The organism is Ferrovibrio terrae (assembly GCF_943371255.1).
In the GTDB taxonomy this organism is placed as follows: Bacteria; Pseudomonadota; Alphaproteobacteria; order Ferrovibrionales; family Ferrovibrionaceae; genus Ferrovibrio; species Ferrovibrio terrae_B.
Map to the genome: position 1 here is coordinate 17,235 of NZ_CALRUC010000028.1, position 20,923 is coordinate 38,157.

General features: G+C 64.0%; 18 protein-coding genes. 6 read left to right on the plus strand and 12 right to left on the minus strand.

Features of this window, described 5'->3' with window-relative positions:
• Window positions 1-378 carry a VOC family protein gene (locus tag AAG799_RS08450; protein WP_341895380.1) on the minus strand — a complete coding sequence of 126 codons (378 nt, stop codon included), beginning with the start codon at window positions 376-378 and terminating at the stop codon, window positions 1-3.
• An 11-nt stretch (window positions 379-389) separates the two neighbouring features.
• Window positions 390-1,343 carry a DMT family transporter gene (locus AAG799_RS08455; RefSeq protein WP_341895381.1) on the minus strand — a complete coding sequence of 318 codons (954 nt, stop codon included), beginning with the start codon at window positions 1,341-1,343 and terminating at the stop codon, window positions 390-392.
• 135 nt (window positions 1,344-1,478) lie between these two features.
• On the opposite strand from AAG799_RS08455, the gene AAG799_RS08460 reads away from it, so the two are divergent.
• From AAG799_RS08460 to AAG799_RS08470, 3 genes are all read left to right on the plus strand, one after another.
• On the plus strand, window positions 1,479-1,955 hold the full coding sequence (locus tag AAG799_RS08460) for an Lrp/AsnC family transcriptional regulator (RefSeq protein WP_341895382.1): 477 nt from the start codon (window positions 1,479-1,481) through the stop codon (window positions 1,953-1,955).
• 208 nt (window positions 1,956-2,163) lie between these two features.
• Window positions 2,164-4,818 carry a glycosyltransferase gene (locus tag AAG799_RS08465; protein WP_341895383.1) on the plus strand — a complete coding sequence of 885 codons (2,655 nt, stop codon included), beginning with the start codon at window positions 2,164-2,166 and terminating at the stop codon, window positions 4,816-4,818.
• 24 nt (window positions 4,819-4,842) lie between these two features.
• Window positions 4,843-6,612, plus strand: coding sequence for a hypothetical protein (locus tag AAG799_RS08470; protein WP_341895384.1), 1,770 nt, complete (start codon window positions 4,843-4,845; stop codon window positions 6,610-6,612).
• A 10-nt stretch (window positions 6,613-6,622) separates the two neighbouring features.
• Here AAG799_RS08470 and AAG799_RS08475 read toward each other — a convergent pair whose 3' ends face one another.
• Window positions 6,623-8,656, minus strand: coding sequence for a TRAP transporter fused permease subunit (locus tag AAG799_RS08475; protein WP_341895385.1), 2,034 nt, complete (start codon window positions 8,654-8,656; stop codon window positions 6,623-6,625).
• Window positions 8,657-8,799: 143 nt separating this feature from the next.
• The gene (locus AAG799_RS08480) at window positions 8,800-9,780 is read right to left on the minus strand and encodes a TAXI family TRAP transporter solute-binding subunit (RefSeq protein ID WP_341895386.1); all 981 of its coding nucleotides are present in this window, start codon (window positions 9,778-9,780) and stop codon (window positions 8,800-8,802) included.
• Window positions 9,781-9,985: 205 nt separating this feature from the next.
• Here AAG799_RS08480 and AAG799_RS08485 point away from each other — a divergent pair, with 205 nt between their 5' ends.
• Window positions 9,986-10,900: a DMT family transporter gene (locus AAG799_RS08485; protein WP_341895387.1), complete on the plus strand. Its 915-nt coding sequence runs from the start codon at window positions 9,986-9,988 to the stop codon at window positions 10,898-10,900.
• Here AAG799_RS08485 and AAG799_RS08490 read toward each other — a convergent pair.
• The 7 genes from AAG799_RS08490 to AAG799_RS08520 are packed head-to-tail and all read right to left on the minus strand — an operon-like array spanning window position 10,897 to window position 18,183.
• Entirely contained in the window at window positions 10,897-12,870 is a 1,974-nt protein-coding gene (locus AAG799_RS08490; protein ID WP_341895388.1) for an acetoacetate--CoA ligase, read from the minus strand. The two genes, AAG799_RS08485 and AAG799_RS08490, sit on opposite strands and share 4 nt — an antisense overlap.
• Before the next feature lie 18 nt (window positions 12,871-12,888).
• Window positions 12,889-13,464, minus strand: a complete 576-nt coding sequence (locus AAG799_RS08495; protein ID WP_341895389.1) for a cupin domain-containing protein — start codon at window positions 13,462-13,464, stop codon at window positions 12,889-12,891.
• 2 nt (window positions 13,465-13,466) lie between these two features.
• Window positions 13,467-14,483 (minus strand): SMP-30/gluconolactonase/LRE family protein, encoded by a 1,017-nt coding sequence (locus AAG799_RS08500; RefSeq protein WP_341895390.1) that lies wholly within the window; start codon window positions 14,481-14,483, stop codon window positions 13,467-13,469.
• 1 nt (window position 14,484) lies between these two features.
• Window positions 14,485-15,798: a TRAP transporter large permease subunit gene (locus AAG799_RS08505; RefSeq protein WP_341895391.1), complete on the minus strand. Its 1,314-nt coding sequence runs from the start codon at window positions 15,796-15,798 to the stop codon at window positions 14,485-14,487.
• The gene (locus AAG799_RS08510) at window positions 15,795-16,289 is read right to left on the minus strand and encodes a TRAP transporter small permease subunit (protein ID WP_341895392.1); all 495 of its coding nucleotides are present in this window, start codon (window positions 16,287-16,289) and stop codon (window positions 15,795-15,797) included. Before AAG799_RS08510 ends, AAG799_RS08505 begins: the two co-directional genes overlap by 4 nt.
• A gap of 42 nt (window positions 16,290-16,331) precedes the next feature.
• Window positions 16,332-17,402, minus strand: a complete 1,071-nt coding sequence (locus AAG799_RS08515) for a C4-dicarboxylate TRAP transporter substrate-binding protein (protein WP_341895393.1) — start codon at window positions 17,400-17,402, stop codon at window positions 16,332-16,334.
• 46 nt (window positions 17,403-17,448) lie between these two features.
• The gene (locus AAG799_RS08520) at window positions 17,449-18,183 is read right to left on the minus strand and encodes an FCD domain-containing protein (RefSeq protein ID WP_341895394.1); all 735 of its coding nucleotides are present in this window, start codon (window positions 18,181-18,183) and stop codon (window positions 17,449-17,451) included.
• A 133-nt stretch (window positions 18,184-18,316) separates the two neighbouring features.
• On the opposite strand from AAG799_RS08520, the gene AAG799_RS08525 reads away from it, so the two are divergent.
• Together AAG799_RS08525 and AAG799_RS08530 are read left to right on the plus strand one after the other, a co-directional pair.
• Window positions 18,317-19,093: a cyclase family protein gene (locus AAG799_RS08525; protein WP_341895395.1), complete on the plus strand. Its 777-nt coding sequence runs from the start codon at window positions 18,317-18,319 to the stop codon at window positions 19,091-19,093.
• Between the two features lie 6 nt (window positions 19,094-19,099).
• Window positions 19,100-20,035: a fumarylacetoacetate hydrolase family protein gene (locus tag AAG799_RS08530; protein ID WP_341895396.1), complete on the plus strand. Its 936-nt coding sequence runs from the start codon at window positions 19,100-19,102 to the stop codon at window positions 20,033-20,035.
• A gap of 14 nt (window positions 20,036-20,049) precedes the next feature.
• Here the strand turns inward: AAG799_RS08530 and AAG799_RS08535 are convergent.
• Window positions 20,050-20,923 (minus strand): SMP-30/gluconolactonase/LRE family protein (locus tag AAG799_RS08535; RefSeq protein WP_341895397.1); only part of this gene is annotated, 874 nt, incomplete at its 5' end.

Consider the following 20,923-nt stretch of genomic DNA (forward strand, 5'->3'; position numbering starts at 1 on the left):
TCAGTCCGGAGAATAGCACACCGCCTCGATGCGATAACCATCGGGGTCGAGGATGAAGCCGGCGTAATAGGTCGGCGTGTATTGCGGGCGCAGGCCGGGCGGGCCGTTATCGGTGCCGCCATGGTGGAGCGCGAAGGCATGGAAGGCATCGACCGCCGCGCGGCTTTCGGCACGGAAGCAGATATGGAAACAAGATTTCGGATCGGCGGGCACGGGACTGTCGCTGCGGTCGATCCAGAACTGCGGTTGCCTGGCGCCATAGGCGATGCCGTAGTCGCCTTCATAGAGCCGGGTATAGCCGAGTGGTTTGAGGGCGGCGTCGTAAAAGGCGCTGGAGCGGCCGATGTCGCGCACACCGATGGAAATATGATCGAACATGTCTAACCTCTTTATCGGTTAGATGGAAGGTAGCGGGAAAACACCCCGTTGGCCAGCGCGACGCCGAGGCTGACGGCAACAATGCCGGCCCAGGTGACCGGCTCGGGCCATTCGCCCAGCAAAGGCACGGCCAGCATGGCAGTGAGGGCCGGCGTCAGCGCAGCGAATGCAGCAGCCGGTGCCGCACCCAGCCGGCGCACGGCGTAGCCGTAGAAAGCCATGCTGAGCAGCCCGGAGGCGACGGACTGCACGACCTGGATGCCGATATGGAAAATCGGCGCGGTCAGCAGCCGGCTGTCGAGCCAAAGCAGGTAGACCGGCGTGTAGAGCACAAAGGCGCTGACATAGACGATGGCAGCCGCCTGCCAGGCGCCGATGCCGCTTTTCTTCAATGCGACCGTATAGCAGGCCCACATCGCGCCGGCGCAAATGAACATCAGGTCGCCGCGCCAGGTGCTTCCGTCACCAGCAATGACCTGCCAGCCGCCGACCGCGATGGCACCCAGCAGCATCAACGCGGTGCCGATGCCGCGCTGGGCAGTGAAACGCTCGCCAAGGAACAGCACGGCGAGGAGCGCGGCAAACAGCGGCATACTGCCGGGCATCAGGGCGCCGGCATGGGCGGCCGGCGCGAAGAACAGCCCACCGCTGCCGGTCAGCATGAAGGGCAGGCCGGCGCCGGCCATGATGATGACGAGCAGCAGGCCGTGACGGCCGCGGCTCCGGCCGGCTGGCGCAGCCGGCAATCGGAACAGCAGCGGCACCAGCAGGAAGGCGGGCAGGGCCATGCGCAGGAACACCACATCCCACAGTGACAACGATCCGGCGGTGGCGCCGAAACGGGTGATGACCAGGCCGATGGCCCAGAGCAGGATGGTCGCCAGTGCGGCGGCGGCGCCCAGCAGGCGGCTCGGTTCGGCTGCGACCGCGGGGGCAGGGGTGGCAAGACTTGTGTCGACGGACATCAGCGGGACTCCGGGGCGGCAAGCGCAGGATGGCCGTAAAATCGCCGGCATGTCCTTGCGAATTCTGCCGCTTATATGATTATCTCAGCAATATATGGCAATAAATGACAGCATCTGAGGCAGATAGTGCCAAATATGAACCTGGACGCTCTCGACCGTAAAATCCTGGCCGCCCTGCAGCAGGATGCGCGGCTGAGCAATGTCGATCTGGCGGAAAAGGTCGGCCTGTCCCCCTCGCCCTGCCTGCGTCGGGTCAAGCGGCTGGAGGATGAGGGCTATATCCGCAGCTATCGTGCCGTGCTGGATCGCCGCAAGGTCGGGCTGGGCCTCACCGTCTATGTCGATATCAAGGTGGAGAAGCACTCGGCCGAGAATGCCGCCAGCCACCAGCGCATGCTGGAGGCGCTCCCGGAGGTTGTCTCGGCGCATATGGTATCGGGCGAGGCCGACTTTTTTGCCGAGGTGGTGGTACCCGATCTTGCGGCCTATGAGGAATTGCTGACCCAGCGCTTGTTGTCGTTGCCGATGGTCAAAGACATCCGCTCGAATTTCGTCATCCGGCCGATCAAGACCGACGGCGCGCTGCCGCTCGACCACCTGTCCGAGGGCTGAACCGCCGGCCGGTCGTGCCGGATGCCGTGCAGCGCGGGTAAACCGCCGTCCCCTCGACTCTTTTTGGGCCCCACCGTATAGTCCGTCGTTCGCCGTAAAGCCGCCATATTGCCTGCCTATTCAGACTGCCAGCCGGGAACCGGTGCGGGCGGTTCGGGCCGGCACGGGCCGCCGCGGCGCCGCGTTGCAATTCTGCCCTGGGGCATACGTGTCTAAGTCTTTGGCCATGCGCTATTCGGGACTGTTCGTCCTTCTCCTCGTCGCCATCCTCAATCTGGCCGGCTGGGCCTACATGAACCGCCCCATCGAACCGCGCCCCTGGGGCGAGGTGATCGCGGGCATCGACTATTCGCCGTTCCGTGGCGACCAGGATCCGCGCACCAACAAATTCCCCTCCGAGACCGAGATCGAGCAGGACATGCAGATCCTCGCCGGCCAGGTGCGGCAGGTGCGCACCTACTCGACGCTGGATGGCCAGGGCGAGATCGCCAAGATCGCCGGCCGCTATGGTCTAGAGGTGATGCAGGGCAGTTGGCTCGACGGCCGCCTGGAGCGCAATGAGGAAGAGATCAAGAATCTGATCGAGGTCGCCGCGACGCAGGACAACATCCGCCGCGTGCTGGTCGGCAACGAAACGCTGCTGCGCGCCGACATGCCGATCCAGGATCTGGTCGACTATATCCGCCGGGTGCGGACCGGCCTGGCCAATCGTGGCAAGCATATCGAAGTCTCGACGCCGGAAACCTGGGACATCTGGCTGCGCTATCCGCAGCTCGGCCGCGAGGTCGATTTCATCGCCATCCACCTGCTGCCCTACTGGGAGGGCCAGGCGCCCGACAAGGCGGTGGAATACGCGCTCAGCCGCTATCAGCAGGTGAAGGACGCCTTCCCGACCAAGAAGGTGGTGATCACCGAAATCGGCTGGCCGTCGGAAGGCCGTATCCGTCGTGATGCCGTGCCGAGCCCGAGCAGCCAGGCCGGCTTCCTGCGCGCCTTCCTCAACATCGCCAACCAGCGCGGCCTCGACTATTACATCCAGGAAGCCTTCGACCAGCCGTGGAAGCGCAACATCGAAGGCTCGGTCGGCGCCTATTGGGGCGTCTTCAATGCCGACCGCACGCCGAAATTCCCCATGGTAGGCCCGGTCAGCGACCGGCCGCACTGGCCGCAGCTGGCGGCCGCCTCGATCCTGCTGGCTTTGCCGCTGATGGCCTGGTTCCTGGCACGCTGGTCCGACCTGCGTTTTTCCGGGCGCGCGTTTTTCATCGCGCTGATCCAGGTGATCACCAGCGCGCTGGTGATGGTGGTCGATTCCGGCCTGCGCACCTACATGAGCCCGGGCATCGCGCTGATGTGGGCCATGCTGCTGCCATTGCTGCTGCTGCTGTTCATGGTGGTGCTGGCGGAGGGACTCGAACTTTCCGAGGTGATCTGGTCGAACCGGCGCCAGCGGCATTTCCTGCCCTTCCGCACCGATGTCGAACGCGCCTGGCCCAAGGTGTCGATCCATATCCCGGCCTATAACGAGCCGCCGGAAATGATGAAGCGCACGCTGGATGCGCTGGCCAAACTGGACTATCCGAATTTCGAAGTGCTGGTGATCGACAACAACACCAAGGACGAGAAGGTCTGGCGCCCGGTCGAGGCATATTGCCAGCAGCTCGGGCCGGAGAAATTCCGCTTCTTCCATGTTTCGCCACTGAAGGGCTTCAAGGCCGGCGCGCTGAATTTCGCTTTGCGCAACACCGACAAGGACGTCGAGATCGTCGGCGTGATCGATGCCGACTACCTGGTCGAGCCTGACTGGCTCAAATCGCTGGTGCCGTATTTCGACCGTGCCGATATCGGTTTCGTGCAGGCGCCGCAGGATCACTACGACTGGAAGAACGACCGCTTCAAGGAATTCATCAACTGGGAATATGCCGGCTTCTTCCAGATCGGCATGGTCCAGCGCAATGAACGCGATGCCATCATCCAGCACGGCACCATGACGCTGGTGCGCAAGGCGGCCATCGATCATGTCGGCATCTGGGCCGAGTGGTGCATCTGCGAGGATGCCGAGATGGGCCTGCGCCTGCTCGCCGGCGGCTGGCACTCGGTCTATACCGACAAGCGCTATGGCTATGGCCTGACACCGGACAGCTTCTCGGGCTACAAGAGCCAGCGCTTCCGCTGGGCCTATGGCGCGGTGCAGATCATCAAGCGCCACTGGCGCGACATGCTGCCGGGCGACGAACGCAAGCTCGACCCGATGCAGCGCTATCATTTCGTTACCGGCTGGCTGCCGTGGTTCGCCGATGCGCTGGGCCTGGTGTTTGCCATCGCCTCGCTGGTCTGGACCGTGGGTGTGCTGATCCTGCCGAAGTATTTCGAGCTGCCGCTGGCGCTGTTCCTGCTGCCGGTGGTGGCGGTGTTCGGTGCCAAACTGGCGCAGTTCCTCTGGCTCTATAAAATCCGCGTGCCCTGCACGCTGCGCCAGCGGCTGGGCGCCGGCCTCGCCGGCCTGGCGCTGACCTATACGATTGCCAAGGCGATGATCTACGGCCTGTTCACCTCCAAGCTGCCGTTCATCCGCACGCCCAAACATGAGGACCAGGCCGCCGTCGTGCAGGCGCTGATCATGGCGCAGGAGGAAGCCCTGATTGCCGTGCTGCTGCTGCTGGCCGGCATCGGCATGTGGAATTTCCAGGGCGGCGAAGATCCGGAAGCCCGCCTCTGGGCCATCGTGATGTGGGCGCAGTCGATGCCGTACTGGGCATCGCTGATCCTGGCCTTCATCAGCACGGCGCCGAAACCGCCGAGCAAGACCGCTGCGATCCCGGTGCCGAGCGAGACGGCCTCGCAAGGCAGCCCGGCCCAGTAACCCCAAGCACAGGCACCGATCCTCATGCATGCGCCGAAGTCCCGGCCAGCCACGCGGTTTGTGTGGCTGCTGCTGTTCATCGCTGTGGCCGCCGCGGCCGGCATTGCCGCCTGGTGGTGGCCGAACCGTCCCGTGCAGGTGGGGCATATGCCGTTTGCCGCGCAGTCACATGTGGTGGAAAGCATGTCATTCGCGCCGTTCCGGCGCGGCCAGAGTCCGCTCAGCCGGGTCTACCCGTCGGCGGAGCAGGTCATCGAGGATCTGCACAGCCTGAAAGGCATCACGCGCGGCATCCGCACCTATACTTCGCGCGAAGGCCTGGAGGTGGTGCCGCCGGAGGCACAGAAGATCGGCCTCAACGTGATGCAGGGCGTCTGGCTCGGGCCGGAACGCGATATCAACGACAAGGAAGTGGCGGCCGCCATCGCGCTGGCCAACCGGTATCCCGATGCGATCAAGTCGCTGGTGGTCGGCAACGAGGTGCTGCTGCGCAAGGATCTGACCGTCGACCAGCTGATCGCCTATATCCGCCAGGTCAAGGCGGCGGTGAAGCAGCCGGTCACCTATGCCGATGTGTGGGAATTCTGGCTGCGCTTCCCGCAACTTTTGGCCGAGGTCGATTTCGTCACCGTGCATTTCCTGCCCTACTGGGAGGATCTGCCGATCGCGGCCGGCCATTCGATGCCGCATATCCTCGAGGTCTACAACACCGTGAAGGCCAAGCTGCCGGGCAAGCCGATCACGATTGGCGAGGTCGGCTGGCCGTCGGAAGGCCGCTCGCGCCGCGATGCGGTGCCCTCGCGCACCGAAGCGGCCGGCTTCATCGCCGATTTCATGCAGCTCGCGCAGAAGGAAGGCCTGTCCTACAACTTGGTCGAGGCCTTCGACCAGCCCTGGAAGGTCAAGCTGGAAGGCACGGTCGGCGGCGCCTGGGGCGTGCTGGACGAAGTGCGGCAGCCGAAATTCGATGTTGGCGGCATGGTGTCGAACCTGCCGGAATGGCCGCTGTTTGCCGGGCTGTCGGTGTTGCTGGCGCTGATCCTGCTGGTGCTGCATGCCCAGGCCGTTGTCGCCCTGGCACCGGCGGCGATGGCAGTGGCGGTGGTCTTTGGCCAGGCGCTGGCCGCATTGCTGGCAGCCGCCATCGAGCGCGTGCTGGAGTACAATTACTCGCTGTTCCACACTCTGGAGGGCGGCGCGGCGGTCGCGCTGCAGGCTGTATTCGCGCTGCTGCTGTTCCGCCGCCTGCTGGCGGTGCTGGGCAGCAAGGCGGTCAGCACGCCGCCGCAGCCGCTGCGTTCGCTGGGGTCTGCCCTGGGCAGCCTGCGCCGGGTTCTCGGCAACGTGCCGCTGCAGCATCCGCGGCTGGCCGAGGCGATCTATGGCCTGCTGGCACTATGGATGGCCTATCACGCCGTCATGCTGGTGGCTGCCGGACGCTATCGTGATTTTCCGCTCGACTATTTCCTGCTGCCGGTGGCCGGGCTGCTGGCCCTGCGGCTGATTGCAGCGGCCTTCGATCACAACCATGGCCAGGGTCTTGGCCGCATCGCGCTGGCCACCACCTTTGCTACGCCGCCGGCAGGCGACGTGCAGGGCCGCTTTGGCTGGGAAGCCATGCTGGGCTTCCTGCTGCTGACGTTGCCGGTGCTGGTGCTGGCGAACGAGACGTTGAGCAACCGCGAGGCGCTGTACTGGTGCGCGCTGACGGCAGCCTATGCTCTGCCGCTGCTAGGCAACTTGGCGGTTGCCGCGCAGCAGCGGTCAGCAGCGCCGGTGCCGGCGACGGTCTGAGGTGCCGCGGTCAGGCCGCGCCGCGTTTCACTATTGCCGACTGCGCCTTCTGCAGCACTGCGATGGCGATGGTGAGCACGATGCCGACGATCTTCATGGTCGCAATATGCTCGCTGCCCAGCGTGCTGGAGACCGCATCCAGCAGGGACGGGAACAGCAGCAGCGTGCCGCCGGCGATCAGGCCGATGCGGATCACCAGGTTGGTACGGCCGAACAGCCAGCCCTGCGTGGCACCGGCATAGGCCCAGATACCGAGCGCGGTGGTGGCCGCGACCCAGGCGATATTGGTCCAGTCGCCGCCCTTCGGGATTTCCAGCAGCAGGCCGACGCCATTGGGGTCGAGCACGAAGACAAACGGCACCAGGAAGGCGGGCATGGTGTATTTCCATGACTGCAGCGTGGTGCGATAGGGATCGGCGCCGGTAATGGCGGCGGCGGCAAACGGCGACAGCGCGGTGGGCGGCGAGACTTCCGACAGCACCGCGTAATAGAAGATGAACATATGGGCGGCGTAGTCGGGCACGCCGAGCTTGATCAGTGCCGGTGCCGCGATCACCGCGCAGATGATGTAGGATGCCGTCACCGGCACGGCGAGGCCGACGATCCACACGATCAGTGCCGTATACACCGCGGTCAGCACCAGGCTGCCGCCGGCATAGGCGATGGCAATTGCGCTGAACTTCAGCCCAAGGCCGGTGAGCGTGACGACGCCGACGATAATACCGGCCGAGGCGCAGGTGGCGGCGGTGCCCAGCACGCCGATCGAGCCGGCGGCAAGTGCATTGACCAGCTTCTTCGGCGTCAGCGCGGTATCGCGGCGGAAATAGCTGACCGCGATGGCGGCAACCGTGGCCCAGAACACCGACAGCACCGGCGAGAAGCCCATCAGCATCAGGATGACGATCGAGAACAGCGAGCTGAAGTGGTAGCCGTAACGCTTGGTCAGATCCCACAGGCCGTCGCGCGGCCCGGTATCGACATTGGAAATCTTGTATTTGCCGGCATCGAACTCGACCATTGCCAGAAGGCAGAAGTAGTAGAGCACGGTCGGGATTGCCGCCATGCGGATGACGTCGAGATAGGAGATCTTGAGAAACTCGGCGATCAGGAAGGCCGCGGCGCCCAGCACCGGCGGCGAGATGATGGCGCCGAGGCCGCCAGCCGCCAGCAGGCCGCCGGCTGCAGAGGCGATATAGCCGGATTTCTTCAGCATCGGCCAGGCCACCGAACCGATTGTCACCGTGGTGGCGACACCGGAACCCGACGGGCCGCCGAGCAGGAAGGACGACATCACGATGGCGCGGCCGGCGCTGGTGCTCTTGCCGCCGAGTGCCGAGAAGGAGAAGTCGATGAAGAATTTTCCGGCGCCGGAGAACTGCAGGATGGCGCCGAAGATGGTGAACAGGATGATCAGGCTGGACGATACATCGACGGCCGAGCCGAAGATGCCCTCCAGCGTCATGTAGAGATGGCCGATCAGGCGCTCGGCGTCGTAGCCGCGATGGGTCCAGGGCGCCGGCAGATAGGGCCCCAGCATCGCATAGGCGATGAAGATGAGGCCGACGACCGGCATGATCGGGCCGGTGGTGCGGCGCGTGGCTTCCAGGATCAGCACGACGAAGACGGAGCCGACCAGAACATCGGTCTGGTTCGGCAGGCTGGCGCGGTCGGTGAGATCGTCGCCGCCCATCACCAGATAGGCCATGGTGGCAATACCGATCAGCGCGGTGATCACATCCCACCAGCGGATGCGGTCACGGAAACGCAGCGCGACCGGGTAGAGCAGGAAGATCAGCAGCATGACGAAGCCGACATGGATCGGCCGCAACTGCTGCGTCGGCACGATGTCATAGGCGGCATAGAGGTGGAACAGCGTCATGAACACCGCCAGCGCGGTGATCAGATGACCGGACCAGCCGGACAGGCGGTTGGCGGCGCCTTCTTCCTGCTCGATATACTCTTCGACCTTGCGCTGGGTTTCCTTGTCCAGCGCGCCGGGGGCGATCATCGCCTCGGTGGCGATCTTGGTCGGTTCCTGGGTCATCCGGCTACTCCCCCTCGCGCCGCGGTTCATTGCGGCACCCCGTGTTCTGATTTAATGCAGTGTCTTTTAACAGCGAGCCCCGCCGCGGCCAATGCCGGGGCGGGGCTCTTCGTCTGGTAAAATCTATATAAACAGCGGCCGGATCACTTCGGATCGATCTTGACGCCCTTTTCCGCCATATACTTGATCGCACCCGGGTGGAACGGCACGGGCGTGTTGCCGCGCAGCTGGTTTTCCAGCTTCACGTTCTTTGCCTCGGCATGCACCGTGGCCCATTCGTCGCGCTTTTCGAAGATGGTCTTGACGATGTTGTAGGCCACATCATCGGGCATGGCGTCAGACACGACGAGGATATTCCAGACGCTGGAAATCGCGTTCGGCGCGGCCTGGCCGGGATACATGCTGGCCGGAATGGTGCCCTTGGCATAGAGCGGGCCGTATTTCGCATTCATCTTCTCGACCACTTCGGAATGGTCGACCAGCTTCAGCTTGACGCCCGGGGTGGCGCCGAGATCGGTGACCGCCGAAGTGGGCAGACCGCCAACCCAGAAATAGGCGTCGATCTTGTTGTCCTTCACCGCATTGGTCGATTCCGCGGCGCCCAGACGCTCACGGCGGAGATCCTTGTCCTTGTCGAGACCGGCGGCTTCCAGCACGCGGAAGGCCATCACCTCAGTCGCCGAACCCGGCGAACCGGTGGACACGCGCTTGCCCTTCAGGTCCGCCATGGTCTTGATGCCGCTGGCCTCGGTGGTCACCACATGCATGATGTTGGGATACAGCACGGCCAGCGTGCGCTGGTTGACCACATTGCCCTTGAACTTGTCTTCGCCGCGCGAGGCGTCCAGCGAGGCATCGGCCATGCTGAAAGCGATATCGGCACGCTTGGCGCCGAGCAGCTTGAGATTGTCGACCGAGCCGCCGGTGACTTCGGCGGTCGCCTGCCAGCCCGGCACATGCTTGGTCAGCAGGTTGGCAAGGCCGCCGCCCAGCGGGTAATACACGCCGCCGGTGCCGCCAGTGACGATGGAAAGATTCTTGGTCTGCGCCAGGGCATCGGTCGTTGCGCCAACAGCTGCGAATACCAGGCCGGCCAAAGCCGCGCCAAACATAAGGCGTTTCATTCTTGTTTCCTCCTCGTTGCCCGCCGTTTCGGCGGCCATTCCCTGTGCGGAGCACAGACGATACGGACTGTGACCGCTAAATCAACCCTCTTTTACCTTGCCGCAGCGCACAACACCGGGAGCAGCGCCACAGGCATTGTGTTTCCTGTGATCAAGGTCTAAGCCCGGAACCCGATTGCCTACGAAAAAAGCAAAGTCCCCCGTCATGTCGCCTGCCTCCGCCGTTACCACTTCGCAGCGTGCCGCCCAGCGTCTGGCGCTGGCGGCCCTCGTGCTGGGGGCCCTGGCCATCGCCTTCTCGCCGATCTTTGTCCGTCTCTCGGAGGTGGGCCCGACGGCGACCGGTTTCTACCGCACCATACTGGCGGTGCCGCCGCTCTGGCTGGTCTGGCGTTTCCGCCCCGCCGATGCGGCGCCACGTGCGACAGGAATTCCACCACTCGGTGTCCTGCTGATTCCGGGCCTGCTGTTTGCCGGCGACCTGTTCTTCTGGCACCTGTCGATCAAATACACCTCGGTGGCCAATGCCACCCTGCTGTCGAATTTCGCGCCGGTGATCGTGACGCTCGGCGCCTGGCTGCTGCTGCGCGAAAGGATCACCTCGGCCTTCCTGGTGGCGCTGCTGGTATCGTTCTGCGGTGCGCTGATGCTGGTCGGTGCCAGCTTCCGGCTTGGCGGCGACTATGTGTTCGGCGACATGCTCGCCTTCACCACTGCCATCTTCTACGGCGCCTATATGATCGCGGTGGCAAAGTTGCGCGGCCATCACGGCACCCAGGAAATCATGCTGTGGTCCAGCCTGGTCAGCGGCCTGGCGCTGCTGCCGATGGTCTGGCTGATGGGCGAGAGCCTGTGGCCGGCGACGCTGCAGGGCTGGGCGATCCTGTTCGGCCTGGCCTGGATCAGCCACGCGCTGGGGCAGGGACTGATCGCCTATGCGTTGGGCCATCTGCCGGCGTCGTTTTCCTCGCTGGTGGTTCTGGTGCAGCCGGTGGCGGCAGCCTTCTTCGGCTGGCTCTGGCTCGGCGAGGGGCTGCAGCCGCTGCAGATCGCCGGCGGCGTGGTGGTGCTGATCGGCATCCTGCTGGCACGGCGGGCCCAGCTGAAGCAGGCGGCTTAAGCCGCGCGCTGCTTGGCGAAGTCGACGAACCAGGCGAGGCTGCCGGGATTGGCCATGGTGCCCGGGTTGGAGACTTTCTCGGCCGGCTGTCCCAGCAGGATTTTCTTCACCGGCACTTCCAGCTTCTTGCCCGACAATGTGCGCGGCACTTCCGCCACCTGGAAAATATCATTCGGCACGAAGCGCGCCGACACTGCCTTGCGGATCGCCTGGTTGATGCGGTCCTTCAGCGCGGCATCCAGCGTCAGGCCCGGGCGCAGCACCACAAACAGCGGCATGTAGGAGTCGCGGCCCAGATATTCGAGATCGACCACCAGGCTGTCGAGCACCTCGGGCAGTTCCTCCACCGCGCGGTAGATTTCACTGGTACCGAGCCGCAGGCCATAGCGGTTGATGGTCGCATCCGAGCGGCCGTAGATGATGGCGCCGCCGCGCGGCGTGATGCGCAGCCAGTCGCCATGGCGCCAGACGCCGGGATACATGTCGAAATAGCTGTCGTGATATCGCTGTCCATCCTTGTCGTTCCACAGGAACAGCGGCATCGAGGGCAGCGGCTGGGCGCAGACCAGCTCACCGACCTCGTTCAGCAGCGGCTTACCGGTATCGTCATAGGCCTGTATGTCCGCGCCGAGGCAGCGCACCTGCATTTCGCCGGCATAGACCGGCATCAGCACGCAGCCGCCGACGAAGCCGCCGGCGAAATCGGTTCCGCCGGAGATCGGCGCCAGCCAGATGTCGCTGCCGAGCTGGTCGTAGATCCAGGCGTAACTGTCTTCCGAGAGCGGCGAACCGGTCGAGCCGATGGTGCGCAAGGCGGACAGATCGGCGACCTGCTTTGGCACCACGCCGGCCTTCTGGCAATTGGCATAGAAAGCGGCGCCGGCGCCGAAGAAAGTGGCCTTCACCTCGCCGGCAAACCGCCACAGGCGGTTCCAGTCGGGCCAACTCGGGCTGCCGTCATAGATGGCGATGGTGGCGCCGACCAGCAGACCGGCGACCTGGGCATTCCACATGATCCAGCCGGTACTGGAATACCAGTGGAAAATATCCTCGGCCCCAAGGTCGTTATGCAGGGCGGTCATCACCATGATGACGATCACCACGCCGCCATGGCCATGCACGATCGGTTTTGGCAGCCCGGTGGTGCCCGAGGAATAGACCACCCAGAGCGGATGATCGAAGGGCACCGGCTCGACCTTCAATGCGGCGGGTCTGGCGATCACCCCGGTCCAGGATGCGATCTGCACGCGGTCGGGCAGGGCGTGTTCACTTTGGCCCGGCATCAGAATCAGGTTTTTCACCGTCGGCAATTCGGCGATCAGGGCGGCAAGCACATCGCCCTTGTCCAGATGTTTGCCGTTGTAATGGCTCGACTGTACGGCGAACAACGCCACCGGCTCGATCTGGCGGAAACGGTCGAGGACTGCATTCAGGCCCATGTCGGGCGAGCAGACCGACCAGATCGCCCCGACGCTGGCCACCGCGAGGAAAGCAATAATGGTTTCCGGCGTATTGGGCGCATAGGCCACCACGCGGTCGCCACGCTTCACGCCGATGCCGCGCAGATGCGCGGCCATGGCGCCGACCCGTTCGCGCAGGGTCTGCCACGACATCTGTTGCAGCGCTGCGGTTTCCGATGAATAGAGAATGGCGGGTCTACTGGCAGTTTCGTGCCGGAAGACCTGGTCGACGAAATTCAGTTCGGCGCCGGTGAACCACTGCGCGCCCGGCATTTCGCGTTTCGCCAGCACCTTGTCATAGGGTTTATGGGCCTTGATCCCGATGTAATCCCACATCGAGGCCCAGAAGCCTTCCAGGTCGCTGACCGACCAGCGCCACAGGCTGTCGTAATCCTTGAAATCGCGGCCGCGTTCCTGGCGGAGCCATCGCATGTATTTCTGCAGCTGGCTGCGGCCGATGCGCTCGGCCGATGGGGTCCACAGCAGGGCGGGCGTGGCAGTCTCGGTCATGGTCTCTCCCGGAAGGGCTTAAGCCTTTTCGATCAGCTTACGCACATCGGGGGAAAATGCACCATCCAGCAGGATGAAGGCCATGCGGGCGGGATTGGTGGGCGAGCGGTTTTCCCAGGCATGGTCGGTGCCGCGCTGCACCACCACATCGCCGGCCTGCAGATGGGTTTCCGAACCATCATCCAGCACCAGCGTGATCTCGCCGAAGACGACGATGCCGTAATCGATCGATTCCGTGCGATGCATCATCGGATGCGGGCTGTCCGGCTTCCAGGTGGAGGCATGGGCCGAGCCGACCATGGCAAACGCCGCCTGCGCCAGTTCCCGGGTCATCGCCGGCGCGTCCGGCCGTTTGGGGCCGAAATCGACAAAGCGGATGATGCTGCCCTGACGGGGCGGTTCGATCTGCAGCTTGCGGTCGGTCGGGTCCTGGCCGTTGTCGACGCTGACCGGACTGCCCGCCGTGTTCCAGACCTCGAAAAAGGCGACACCGAGTTCGGGTTTCTCGATGGCGGGTTTCATCACCGTGTCGATGGTGACCACGGATTTGCCGGCAGCGTTATGGCCGGTGACAATGCGGCGGGGGGAACGCATGGCTATCTCCAATGCACCATGGGCAGGCCGGCGACCGGGCTGCGGAACCAGGGGATGGTGGTGCCGAACAGCGTGCCGATATAGGCATTGCGCAGATCGGCGCCACCGAAGGTGATGCTGGCCATCCATGGCGTGACATCGCTGCGAGTGGCCATCATCTGCTCCGGCGTCGGCTTGCCGGCCTGATAGCCGGCTTCCAGCGCGGCGATCTTGTCGGGCTTGCCGTCGTCGAACAGGGTGAGCAACTCGCCATCGGGCGTCAGTGCGATCAGCCGTTCGGCCATTACCAGCGTGACCCAGAGATTGCCGTAAGCATCAAAGGTGCAGCCATCGGGGAAGCCGGCAGGGCCGAAATCGCTGGGGCCGAAAATCTCGCGGCCGGACAGGCTGCCATCGGCGCCGACGCGGAACCGGGTGATGCGCCGGCCACAGGTTTCCACCGCGTAGAGGAATTCCTCCTTGGCATCGAGCCGCACTTCATTGGTGAAATGCAGGCCGTCGGCGACGATGCGCAGGCCGTTCTCATCGGCCAGTGCGATATAGCCGTCGGCCAGGCCGGGGCGGATCGCCTCCATCCAATTCCTGATGCGAGTCGAAACCGTGAGCCAGATGCGGTTCCTGGAATCGCGCAGCACGAAGTTGACCTTGCCGATCGGCTGGCCGTCGATGCTGTCATACAGCACGCGGCTGTTGCCCTCGCGGTCCATCACTTCCAGGCAGTCGGTGCCGAAATTGGAAATCAGGATGTCGCCATTGGCGGCAAAGGCCAGGCCATTGGGCAGCGTACCCTCGGTGAAGCGCTTGGCCAGGTCGGTGGTGCCGGCGAAATGGCTGTCGGCCTGCTGGGCGATCAGGCGCTGGCTGCCATCGGCGGCGATCCGCACCACGCCGCCGCGGGCATCGGCCGACCACAGCGTGCCATCGGGTTCGGCCAGGATGCATTCCGGCCGCTGCAGGCCGCTGCCGATGAAGTTCAGGTCGTCGCGGGTGAGGCGGAAGCCTTTCAGCGGATTGGTCATCTTATAGCAGCGCCAGCGTGAGTTTGGGGAAGATCACCAGCAGGATCAGCGTCAGCAGCATGATGAGGGCAAAGGGCATGGCCCCCATGAAGATGGTGCGCAACGTGATAGCGGAATCGTTCAGGGTGCTTTTTATGACAAAGACGCTGAGGCCAAAGGGCGGGGTCAGCAGTCCGATCTCCACCGCGACGATGGTGACGATACCGAACCAGATCAGGTTCATGTCGAAGCCGGTGGCAATCGGCAGCATCAGCGGCAGCACGATCAGCAGGATCGAGCTGGAGTCGATGAAGCAGCCGAGGATGACGATCAGCAGGATATAGATGGCAAGGAAGGCGAAGGGACTGAAGCCTGCGGCGCTGATCTCGCCGACCAGGAATTGCGGCACGCCGCTGAGCGCCAGCATGCGGGTATAGAGGCTGGCGCCGATGATGAGGAAGGAGACCGACACGGTGACATGGCCGGTCTCGGTCAGTACCTGCCAGAATTTCTTGCCATCCAGCTTGCGCTTCCACAGCGCAATCGCCAGCGCGCCGGCGGCGCCGACCGCGCCTGCATCGGTGGCGGTGAAGAAGCCGGCATAGATGCCGCCCAGAACCACGGCGATCAGCAGCACGATGGGCAGCAGCTTGGCAGCCATCTCGGCGCCGCCCATCAGGGTGACGCCGGCGGCATCGCCCTCGGGCGGGGCGCCGACATAGGAGGGCCACAGCCGCGCCATCACCATGATGCCGATCGAATAGGTGCAGGCAAGCAGCAGGCCGGGCACCACGCCGGCCATGAACATGGCGCCGACCGAAACCTCGGCCAGGAAGCCGTAGAGGATCATCAGCAGGCTGGGCGGGATCAGCATGCCGAGCACGGATGAGCCGGCCACCACGCCGGTGGCAAAGGCGGGCGTGTAGCCGTAGCGCAGCATTTCCGGCACGGCGACACGCGTGAAGACGGCGGCCGAGGCGATGCTGATGCCGGTGATGGCGGCAAAGACGGCATTGGCAGCCACGGTGGCGATGCCGAGGCCGCCGCGCAGGCGGCGCAGGCCCTGGTTGGCGACCTCGAAGGCATCCTTGCCGATATCGGCGATGGAGACGAGGAAGCCCATCAGCACGAACAGCGGCACCACGCCGAAGATATGGCTGGCGATTGAATCCGAGGCACCCTGGGCCAGCATGCTGGTGGCGACGCCAAGGTCGCCCTTCAGCAGCCAGACACCGACAAAGGAGGTGAGGCCGAGCGCGACCGCGACATGCAGGCCGCACCAGACCAGCAGCATCATGCCGGCCAGGGTGAGGAAGCCGATTTCAAGGCCGGTCATTTTTCACCTGCAACAACAAAACGGAAATCCTGCCAGGCCATGACCAGATACTGCAGGCCGGTGGCGGCAGAGCCGATCAGGATCAGCAGGCGGATCGGCCAGGTCGGTGCGGTGAAGTCGCCGGCGGCGCCGACATATTCACCGATCTCGATGGCTTCTTCGAAGGGGGCGAGGCTGCCCCAGAAGATGACGGCGAGGAACAGCACGCCCAACAGGTTGAACAGACCCTGCAGTCCACGGCCGATCCGCGGCCGCAGGGTCAGCAGGTTCTCGATCACCATGTCGGATCGCGTCATGCGGCCGACCATCAGGGTATGGCCAAGCTGCAGGAACACAATGCCGACAATCGACAGTGACAGCAGTTCAGTGGTGCCGCGCACCGGGGCGCTGAACAACTCGCGCCCCAGGATGTCGGCGTTGATCAGCACCATGAGGAGGAAAATCCACACGGTGCCGAGCGCGTTCATCGCGCCAAGCAGTCGGGAAAACATCGCGGCACCACCCAATGATGAACTGGCGAAACAGGAGTGGACTTACTCTTTCGACCAGTCGCGCGGGAAGCTGACATTGGCCGCCTTCATCTGCGCCACGAACTCGTTCAGCACCACGGTGCCGGGCAGGCCCTTGGCATCGAGATCCTTGGCCCAGGGCAGCGCAACGTTCGGCAAGGCCATCGCCCACTGCTTGCGCTCGGCGGGCGACAGGTCGCGCACCTTGGCGCCGCCTTCCACCATCTTCTGCATCAGCGTGACAGTGGTGGCGGTGAGCAGGGCGGCGAATTTCGCGTCATACTCGGCGCCGACCTCGTTGACGATCTTCTTGGCATCGGCCGGCAGCTTGTCGTAGACGCGCTTGCTCATCACCAGGGCGCCGGCGAACTGCGCGCCGTAATTCACCTTGGTGACATGCGGGGCCACTTCGATCAGCTTGGCCGGGAAAGCGCCGGTGGTGAAGGTGAGCGCACCTTCGGTCACGCCGGTCTGGATGTCGTTGTAGTAGGTCTGCAGCGTGCCGGCGACGGCGACGGCGCCGGTGCCCTTGACCCAGTTGGCCGAGGGGCCGGGCGCATTGATCTTCTTGCCGTTGAGGTCTTCCAGCTTGGTAATCGGCCCCTTGGTGAAGAGGTGATAGCTGTCGAGGCCGGTGCCGCCGAGGAAGATCATGTTGTTCTTGGTCCAGGCCTCGCCCATCGCCGGGATCTTGGCCTGCATATTTTTCACGGCCTTCGCCATCACGGCGACGTCGTCGGTCATGAAGGGTGCCACATAGGAGACGTTCTGCAGCGGGAATTTCGGCGCCTCGAAGATGGTCGAGACGAAGGCCAGTTCGGCCAGGCCGTCCTTGATCGCGCCGGACTCGCTGCCCAGCTTCACCGCCGTGCCGCCCCAGGCCTTGGTCCATTCGAACTTGGTCTTGCTATTGGCGGCGGCGAGGCGCTTGTCGACCTCGGGGATGAAGAATTCATCGGCCAGCTTCACCCAGGGGAAGATGGCCGGATGGCCGGCCACGGCCGTCATCTTGACGGTCTGCGCCAGGGCCGGCTGCGCCAGGGCGAGCAGAAGTCCGGCGCCAAGGATGCCGGGGATGGTCTTGATTGCGGTCATGGTTTCCTCCCGAGGATTTATCCGCGTGTTTTTGCTTGTCAGGCTGTCAGGGTGGTGCCGTCTGCCTGGCATTCGCCGCGGCGGCATCGCCGTAGCAGAATTCGTATGTATGGCTCAGATGATGATGCAGCCCGGCGCAGGCGCGGGTGGCGTCGCGGGCCAGCACCATGTCCATCAGCTGCTTGTGTTCGTCCATGATGCCGGCGCCCTGTACGACCAGGAAATTCTGCATCATGCCGTGGCGGTAGCGTTCGGCCTGGTCGTAGAGGCGGCTCTGTTCGTCGAGCAGGCGCGGCGAACCGCAGGCGGCGATCAGGGCGACATGGAAGGCTTTGTGCAGCTCGCCGAATTCGGCGAGGTTCTCGATCGGCTTGCCCTCCAGCCGTGCGACATAGCGGTCGAGCCGGTGATAGGCGCCGAGGATATCGGCTTCCCAGGAATCGTCGCCGCGCTCGATGGCGCGTTGCAGCGCGGCCACCTCCACCACCTGGCGGGCCAGGGTGATATCGGCAAGATCGTCGGCGCTCATGGCGGCGACGCGGAAGCCGCGCTGGCTTTCCACCGAGACGAAGCCCTGGCTGATCAGGCGGGCGAGCGCCTCGCGCAGCGGGCTGGCGCTCAGGCCATAGCGGCCCTTCAGGTCGTCGATCTGCAGCTTGGTGCCGGGCGGGAAGCGGCCGGCGATAATGTCGGCCCGGATATTCCGGTATGCAGATTCGGTCAGGCTGCCGGCTTCGGCTGCCAGATCCCGGATATCCGCTTTTGTCCTCCCGTCATTCATGTGGCCACTCTGGGCAGCGCGGGCAGGGCGTGTCAACGATAAAAAAGAAAAAAATCGACAAAATGATCCGTAGTCGTTATTGTTGCCGCCAACCGCCGCCAGAGTCGGCCGAAAGAATGTCCTGGGAGGAATCATGCCCCGTCGCTTTGTCGACCTGTCCATCTTTCTCGAAAACGACGTCCAGTCCGACCCGCCGGGCTTCGGCCCTAAGATCGAATATATTCGCCACAAGGACAGCGCCGCCGATGTGGTGAAGTTCTTCCCCGGCCTGGAGACGCAGGATCTGCCGGACTCGGAAGGCTGGGCGGTGGAGAATGTGCAGCTCAACACCCATAACGGCACCCATCTGGATGCGCCTTATCACTTCCATTCGACGATGAACCATGGCGAGCGCGCCTGGACCATCGACGAGGTGCCGCTGGAGTGGTGCTTCGGCAACGGTGTGAAGCTCGATTTTACCAAATTGCCCGATGGCTATGTGGTCACCGACAAGGATGTCGAGGCCGAACTCAAGCGCGTCGGTTATGAGTTGAAGGAACACGACATCGTCGTGGTGAACACTGCCGCCGGCAAGGCTTATGGCCAGCCTTCCTATGTCAGCACTGGCTGCGGCATGGGCTACAAGGCGACCATGTATCTGCTGGAGCGTGGCGTGCGCGTAACGGGCACCGATGCCTGGAGCTGGGATGCGCCCTTCGTGCATACGGCGGAGAAATTCAAGGACAGCCACGATGCCTCGCTGATCTGGGAAGGCCACAAGGCCGGTCGCCATATCGGCTACTGCCACCTGGAAAAGCTGCACAATCTGGAAGTGCTGCCGCCGTTCGGCTTCACCATCTCCTGCTTCCCGCACAAGATCCGCGGCGCTTCTGCCGGCTGGACCCGTGCGGTTGCCATCTTCGAGGAATAATCACAGATGAAATTCTGCACCTTCAGCCACGCCACGCGTGGCGCGAAACGTCCCGGCGTGCTCACCGCCGACGGCACCACGATCATCGATCTGGGCGACAGCTTCGACAGCACGCTGGCCATCATCAAGGGCGGCGACGAGGCCAAGGCGCGCGCGAAGGCGCTGCTGGATGCGGCGGAAATCCGCGTGCCGTTGAATGAAGCGAAGCTGCATGCGCCGGTGCTGGTGCCGGAGCAGATCCGCGACAGCATGCTGTTTGAAAAGCACGTGCAGCAGGCGATGGAACGCATCGTGATGATGCGCAAGCCGGTGCTGGGCCCACTGATGGTCAAGCTCGGCATGGTCAAGGTGGCGCCGACCTGGTACCAGATTCCGATCTACTACAAATCCAACCGCTTCTCGGTGAACGGACCGGAGGGCGACGTGATCTGGCCGCGTTACAGCCAGGTGATGGATTTCGAGCTGGAATTCGGCTTCTTCCTCGGCAAGGGCGGCAAGAACATCAAGCCGAGCGAAGCGCGCGAGCATATTTTCGGCTTCACCATCTTCAACGATTTTTCTGCCCGCGACGCCCAGTCGATCGAGATGCAAAGCATGCTTGGCCCCTGCAAGGGCAAGGATTTCGACACCGGCAACAGCATGGGGCCGTTCCTGGTCACGCTGGACGAGATCGGCGACCCCTATGCCTTGCGCATGCAGGCGCGTGTGAATGGCGAGACCTGGTGTGACAGCAATTCCAGCACCATCCATCACAAGTTCGAAGACCTGCTGGCCCGCGTATCAGCGGATGAAACGGTGTATCCGGGCGAATTCTTCGGCTCGGGCACCGTGGGCGATGGCTGCGGCCTGGAGCACGGCCGCTATCTGAAGGATGGCGATGTGGTCGAGCTTGAGGTCGAGAAGATCGGCATCCTGCGCAACCGCGTGGTGCGCCAGAAATAGTCGGCCCGGAATAGTCAGCCGGCGAAGGGCGTTTCCGGCAGCCCCGGAATCTCCACACGGACCGAGAAAATGCCGCCGGCCAGCGGCATTTTCGCCAGCTCGTCGGCATCGTGACGCTGCCGTGCCGTCGTGATGTAGAGCGTCTTCATGTCTGCTCCGCCGAAGCAGGGCATGGTTGGCGCTTTTGCCGGCAGGTGAATCTCGCGCAGGCGCTCGCCCGCGGGGGAAAACTGCACCACCTTCGCCGCACCATAGAGCGCGACCCAGTAGTTGCCGGCCGCATCGACGGCGGCGCCATCGGGGCGTTCATCTGTGGTGCGCAGATCGAGAAACAGCCGGCGGTTTGAAATGGCGGCCGTCTTCACGTCGTAGTCATAGGCATGCACGCAATGCGTCGGCGTATCGGCGTGATACATGGTGGCGCCATCCGGGCTCCAGGCCAGCCCGTTTGAGATGGCAATGGCACCCACAAGGCCCTGGCGGATCACACGGTCGCCATCCAGACGATAGAGCGCGGTTTCCGGCTCACGCGTATCGGTCATGCCGCCAACCCAGAAGCGGCCCTGGCGGTCGCAGCGGCCGTCGTTGAAGCGTGCGCCTTCCAGCGGCGAGGCCACCAGCAGGGTTTCGCTTTTGCCGTCCGGATTGCGGCGCCAGATGCCGTCGCACCGTGCCAGCAGCAGTCCGCCGTCTGCGGTCGGTGCGATGCTGCCGATAGTGGCGGGCATCGGCCAGGTTTCCAGCTGCCGTGTCGCCGGATCGAGCCGATACAGCGCTGGCGCATTGATATCGATGAACCAGAGTTTCTGCTCGGCCACCGACCAGACCGGTGACTCGCCCAGGCCGCATTGGCTGTCCAGCAGGCAGGTGGCGTCCATGCTATGCCAG

Excerpts from the sequence above, each read along its gene's own strand:
- AAG799_RS08500 (WP_341895390.1), bottom strand. The coding sequence starts at position 14,483 with ATGACCAATCCGCTGAAAGGCTTCCGCCTCACCCGCGACGACCTGAAC.
- AAG799_RS08475 (WP_341895385.1), bottom strand. The coding sequence starts at position 8,656 with ATGACCCAGGAACCGACCAAGATCGCCACCGAGGCGATGATCGCCCCC.
- AAG799_RS08530 (WP_341895396.1), top strand. The coding sequence starts at position 19,100 with ATGAAATTCTGCACCTTCAGCCACGCCACGCGTGGCGCGAAACGTCCC.
- AAG799_RS08450 (WP_341895380.1), bottom strand. The coding sequence starts at position 378 with ATGTTCGATCATATTTCCATCGGTGTGCGCGACATCGGCCGCTCCAGC.
- AAG799_RS08490 (WP_341895388.1), bottom strand. The coding sequence starts at position 12,870 with ATGACCGAGACTGCCACGCCCGCCCTGCTGTGGACCCCATCGGCCGAG.
- AAG799_RS08510 (WP_341895392.1), bottom strand. The coding sequence starts at position 16,289 with ATGTTTTCCCGACTGCTTGGCGCGATGAACGCGCTCGGCACCGTGTGG.
- AAG799_RS08460 (WP_341895382.1), top strand. The coding sequence starts at position 1,479 with ATGAACCTGGACGCTCTCGACCGTAAAATCCTGGCCGCCCTGCAGCAG.
- AAG799_RS08485 (WP_341895387.1), top strand. The coding sequence starts at position 9,986 with ATGTCGCCTGCCTCCGCCGTTACCACTTCGCAGCGTGCCGCCCAGCGT.
- AAG799_RS08480 (WP_341895386.1), bottom strand. The coding sequence starts at position 9,780 with ATGAAACGCCTTATGTTTGGCGCGGCTTTGGCCGGCCTGGTATTCGCA.
- AAG799_RS08495 (WP_341895389.1), bottom strand. The coding sequence starts at position 13,464 with ATGCGTTCCCCCCGCCGCATTGTCACCGGCCATAACGCTGCCGGCAAA.
- AAG799_RS08470 (WP_341895384.1), top strand. The coding sequence starts at position 4,843 with ATGCATGCGCCGAAGTCCCGGCCAGCCACGCGGTTTGTGTGGCTGCTG.
- AAG799_RS08515 (WP_341895393.1), bottom strand. The coding sequence starts at position 17,402 with ATGACCGCAATCAAGACCATCCCCGGCATCCTTGGCGCCGGACTTCTG.
- AAG799_RS08505 (WP_341895391.1), bottom strand. The coding sequence starts at position 15,798 with ATGACCGGCCTTGAAATCGGCTTCCTCACCCTGGCCGGCATGATGCTG.
- AAG799_RS08520 (WP_341895394.1), bottom strand. The coding sequence starts at position 18,183 with ATGAATGACGGGAGGACAAAAGCGGATATCCGGGATCTGGCAGCCGAA.
- AAG799_RS08455 (WP_341895381.1), bottom strand. The coding sequence starts at position 1,343 with ATGTCCGTCGACACAAGTCTTGCCACCCCTGCCCCCGCGGTCGCAGCC.
- AAG799_RS08525 (WP_341895395.1), top strand. The coding sequence starts at position 18,317 with ATGCCCCGTCGCTTTGTCGACCTGTCCATCTTTCTCGAAAACGACGTC.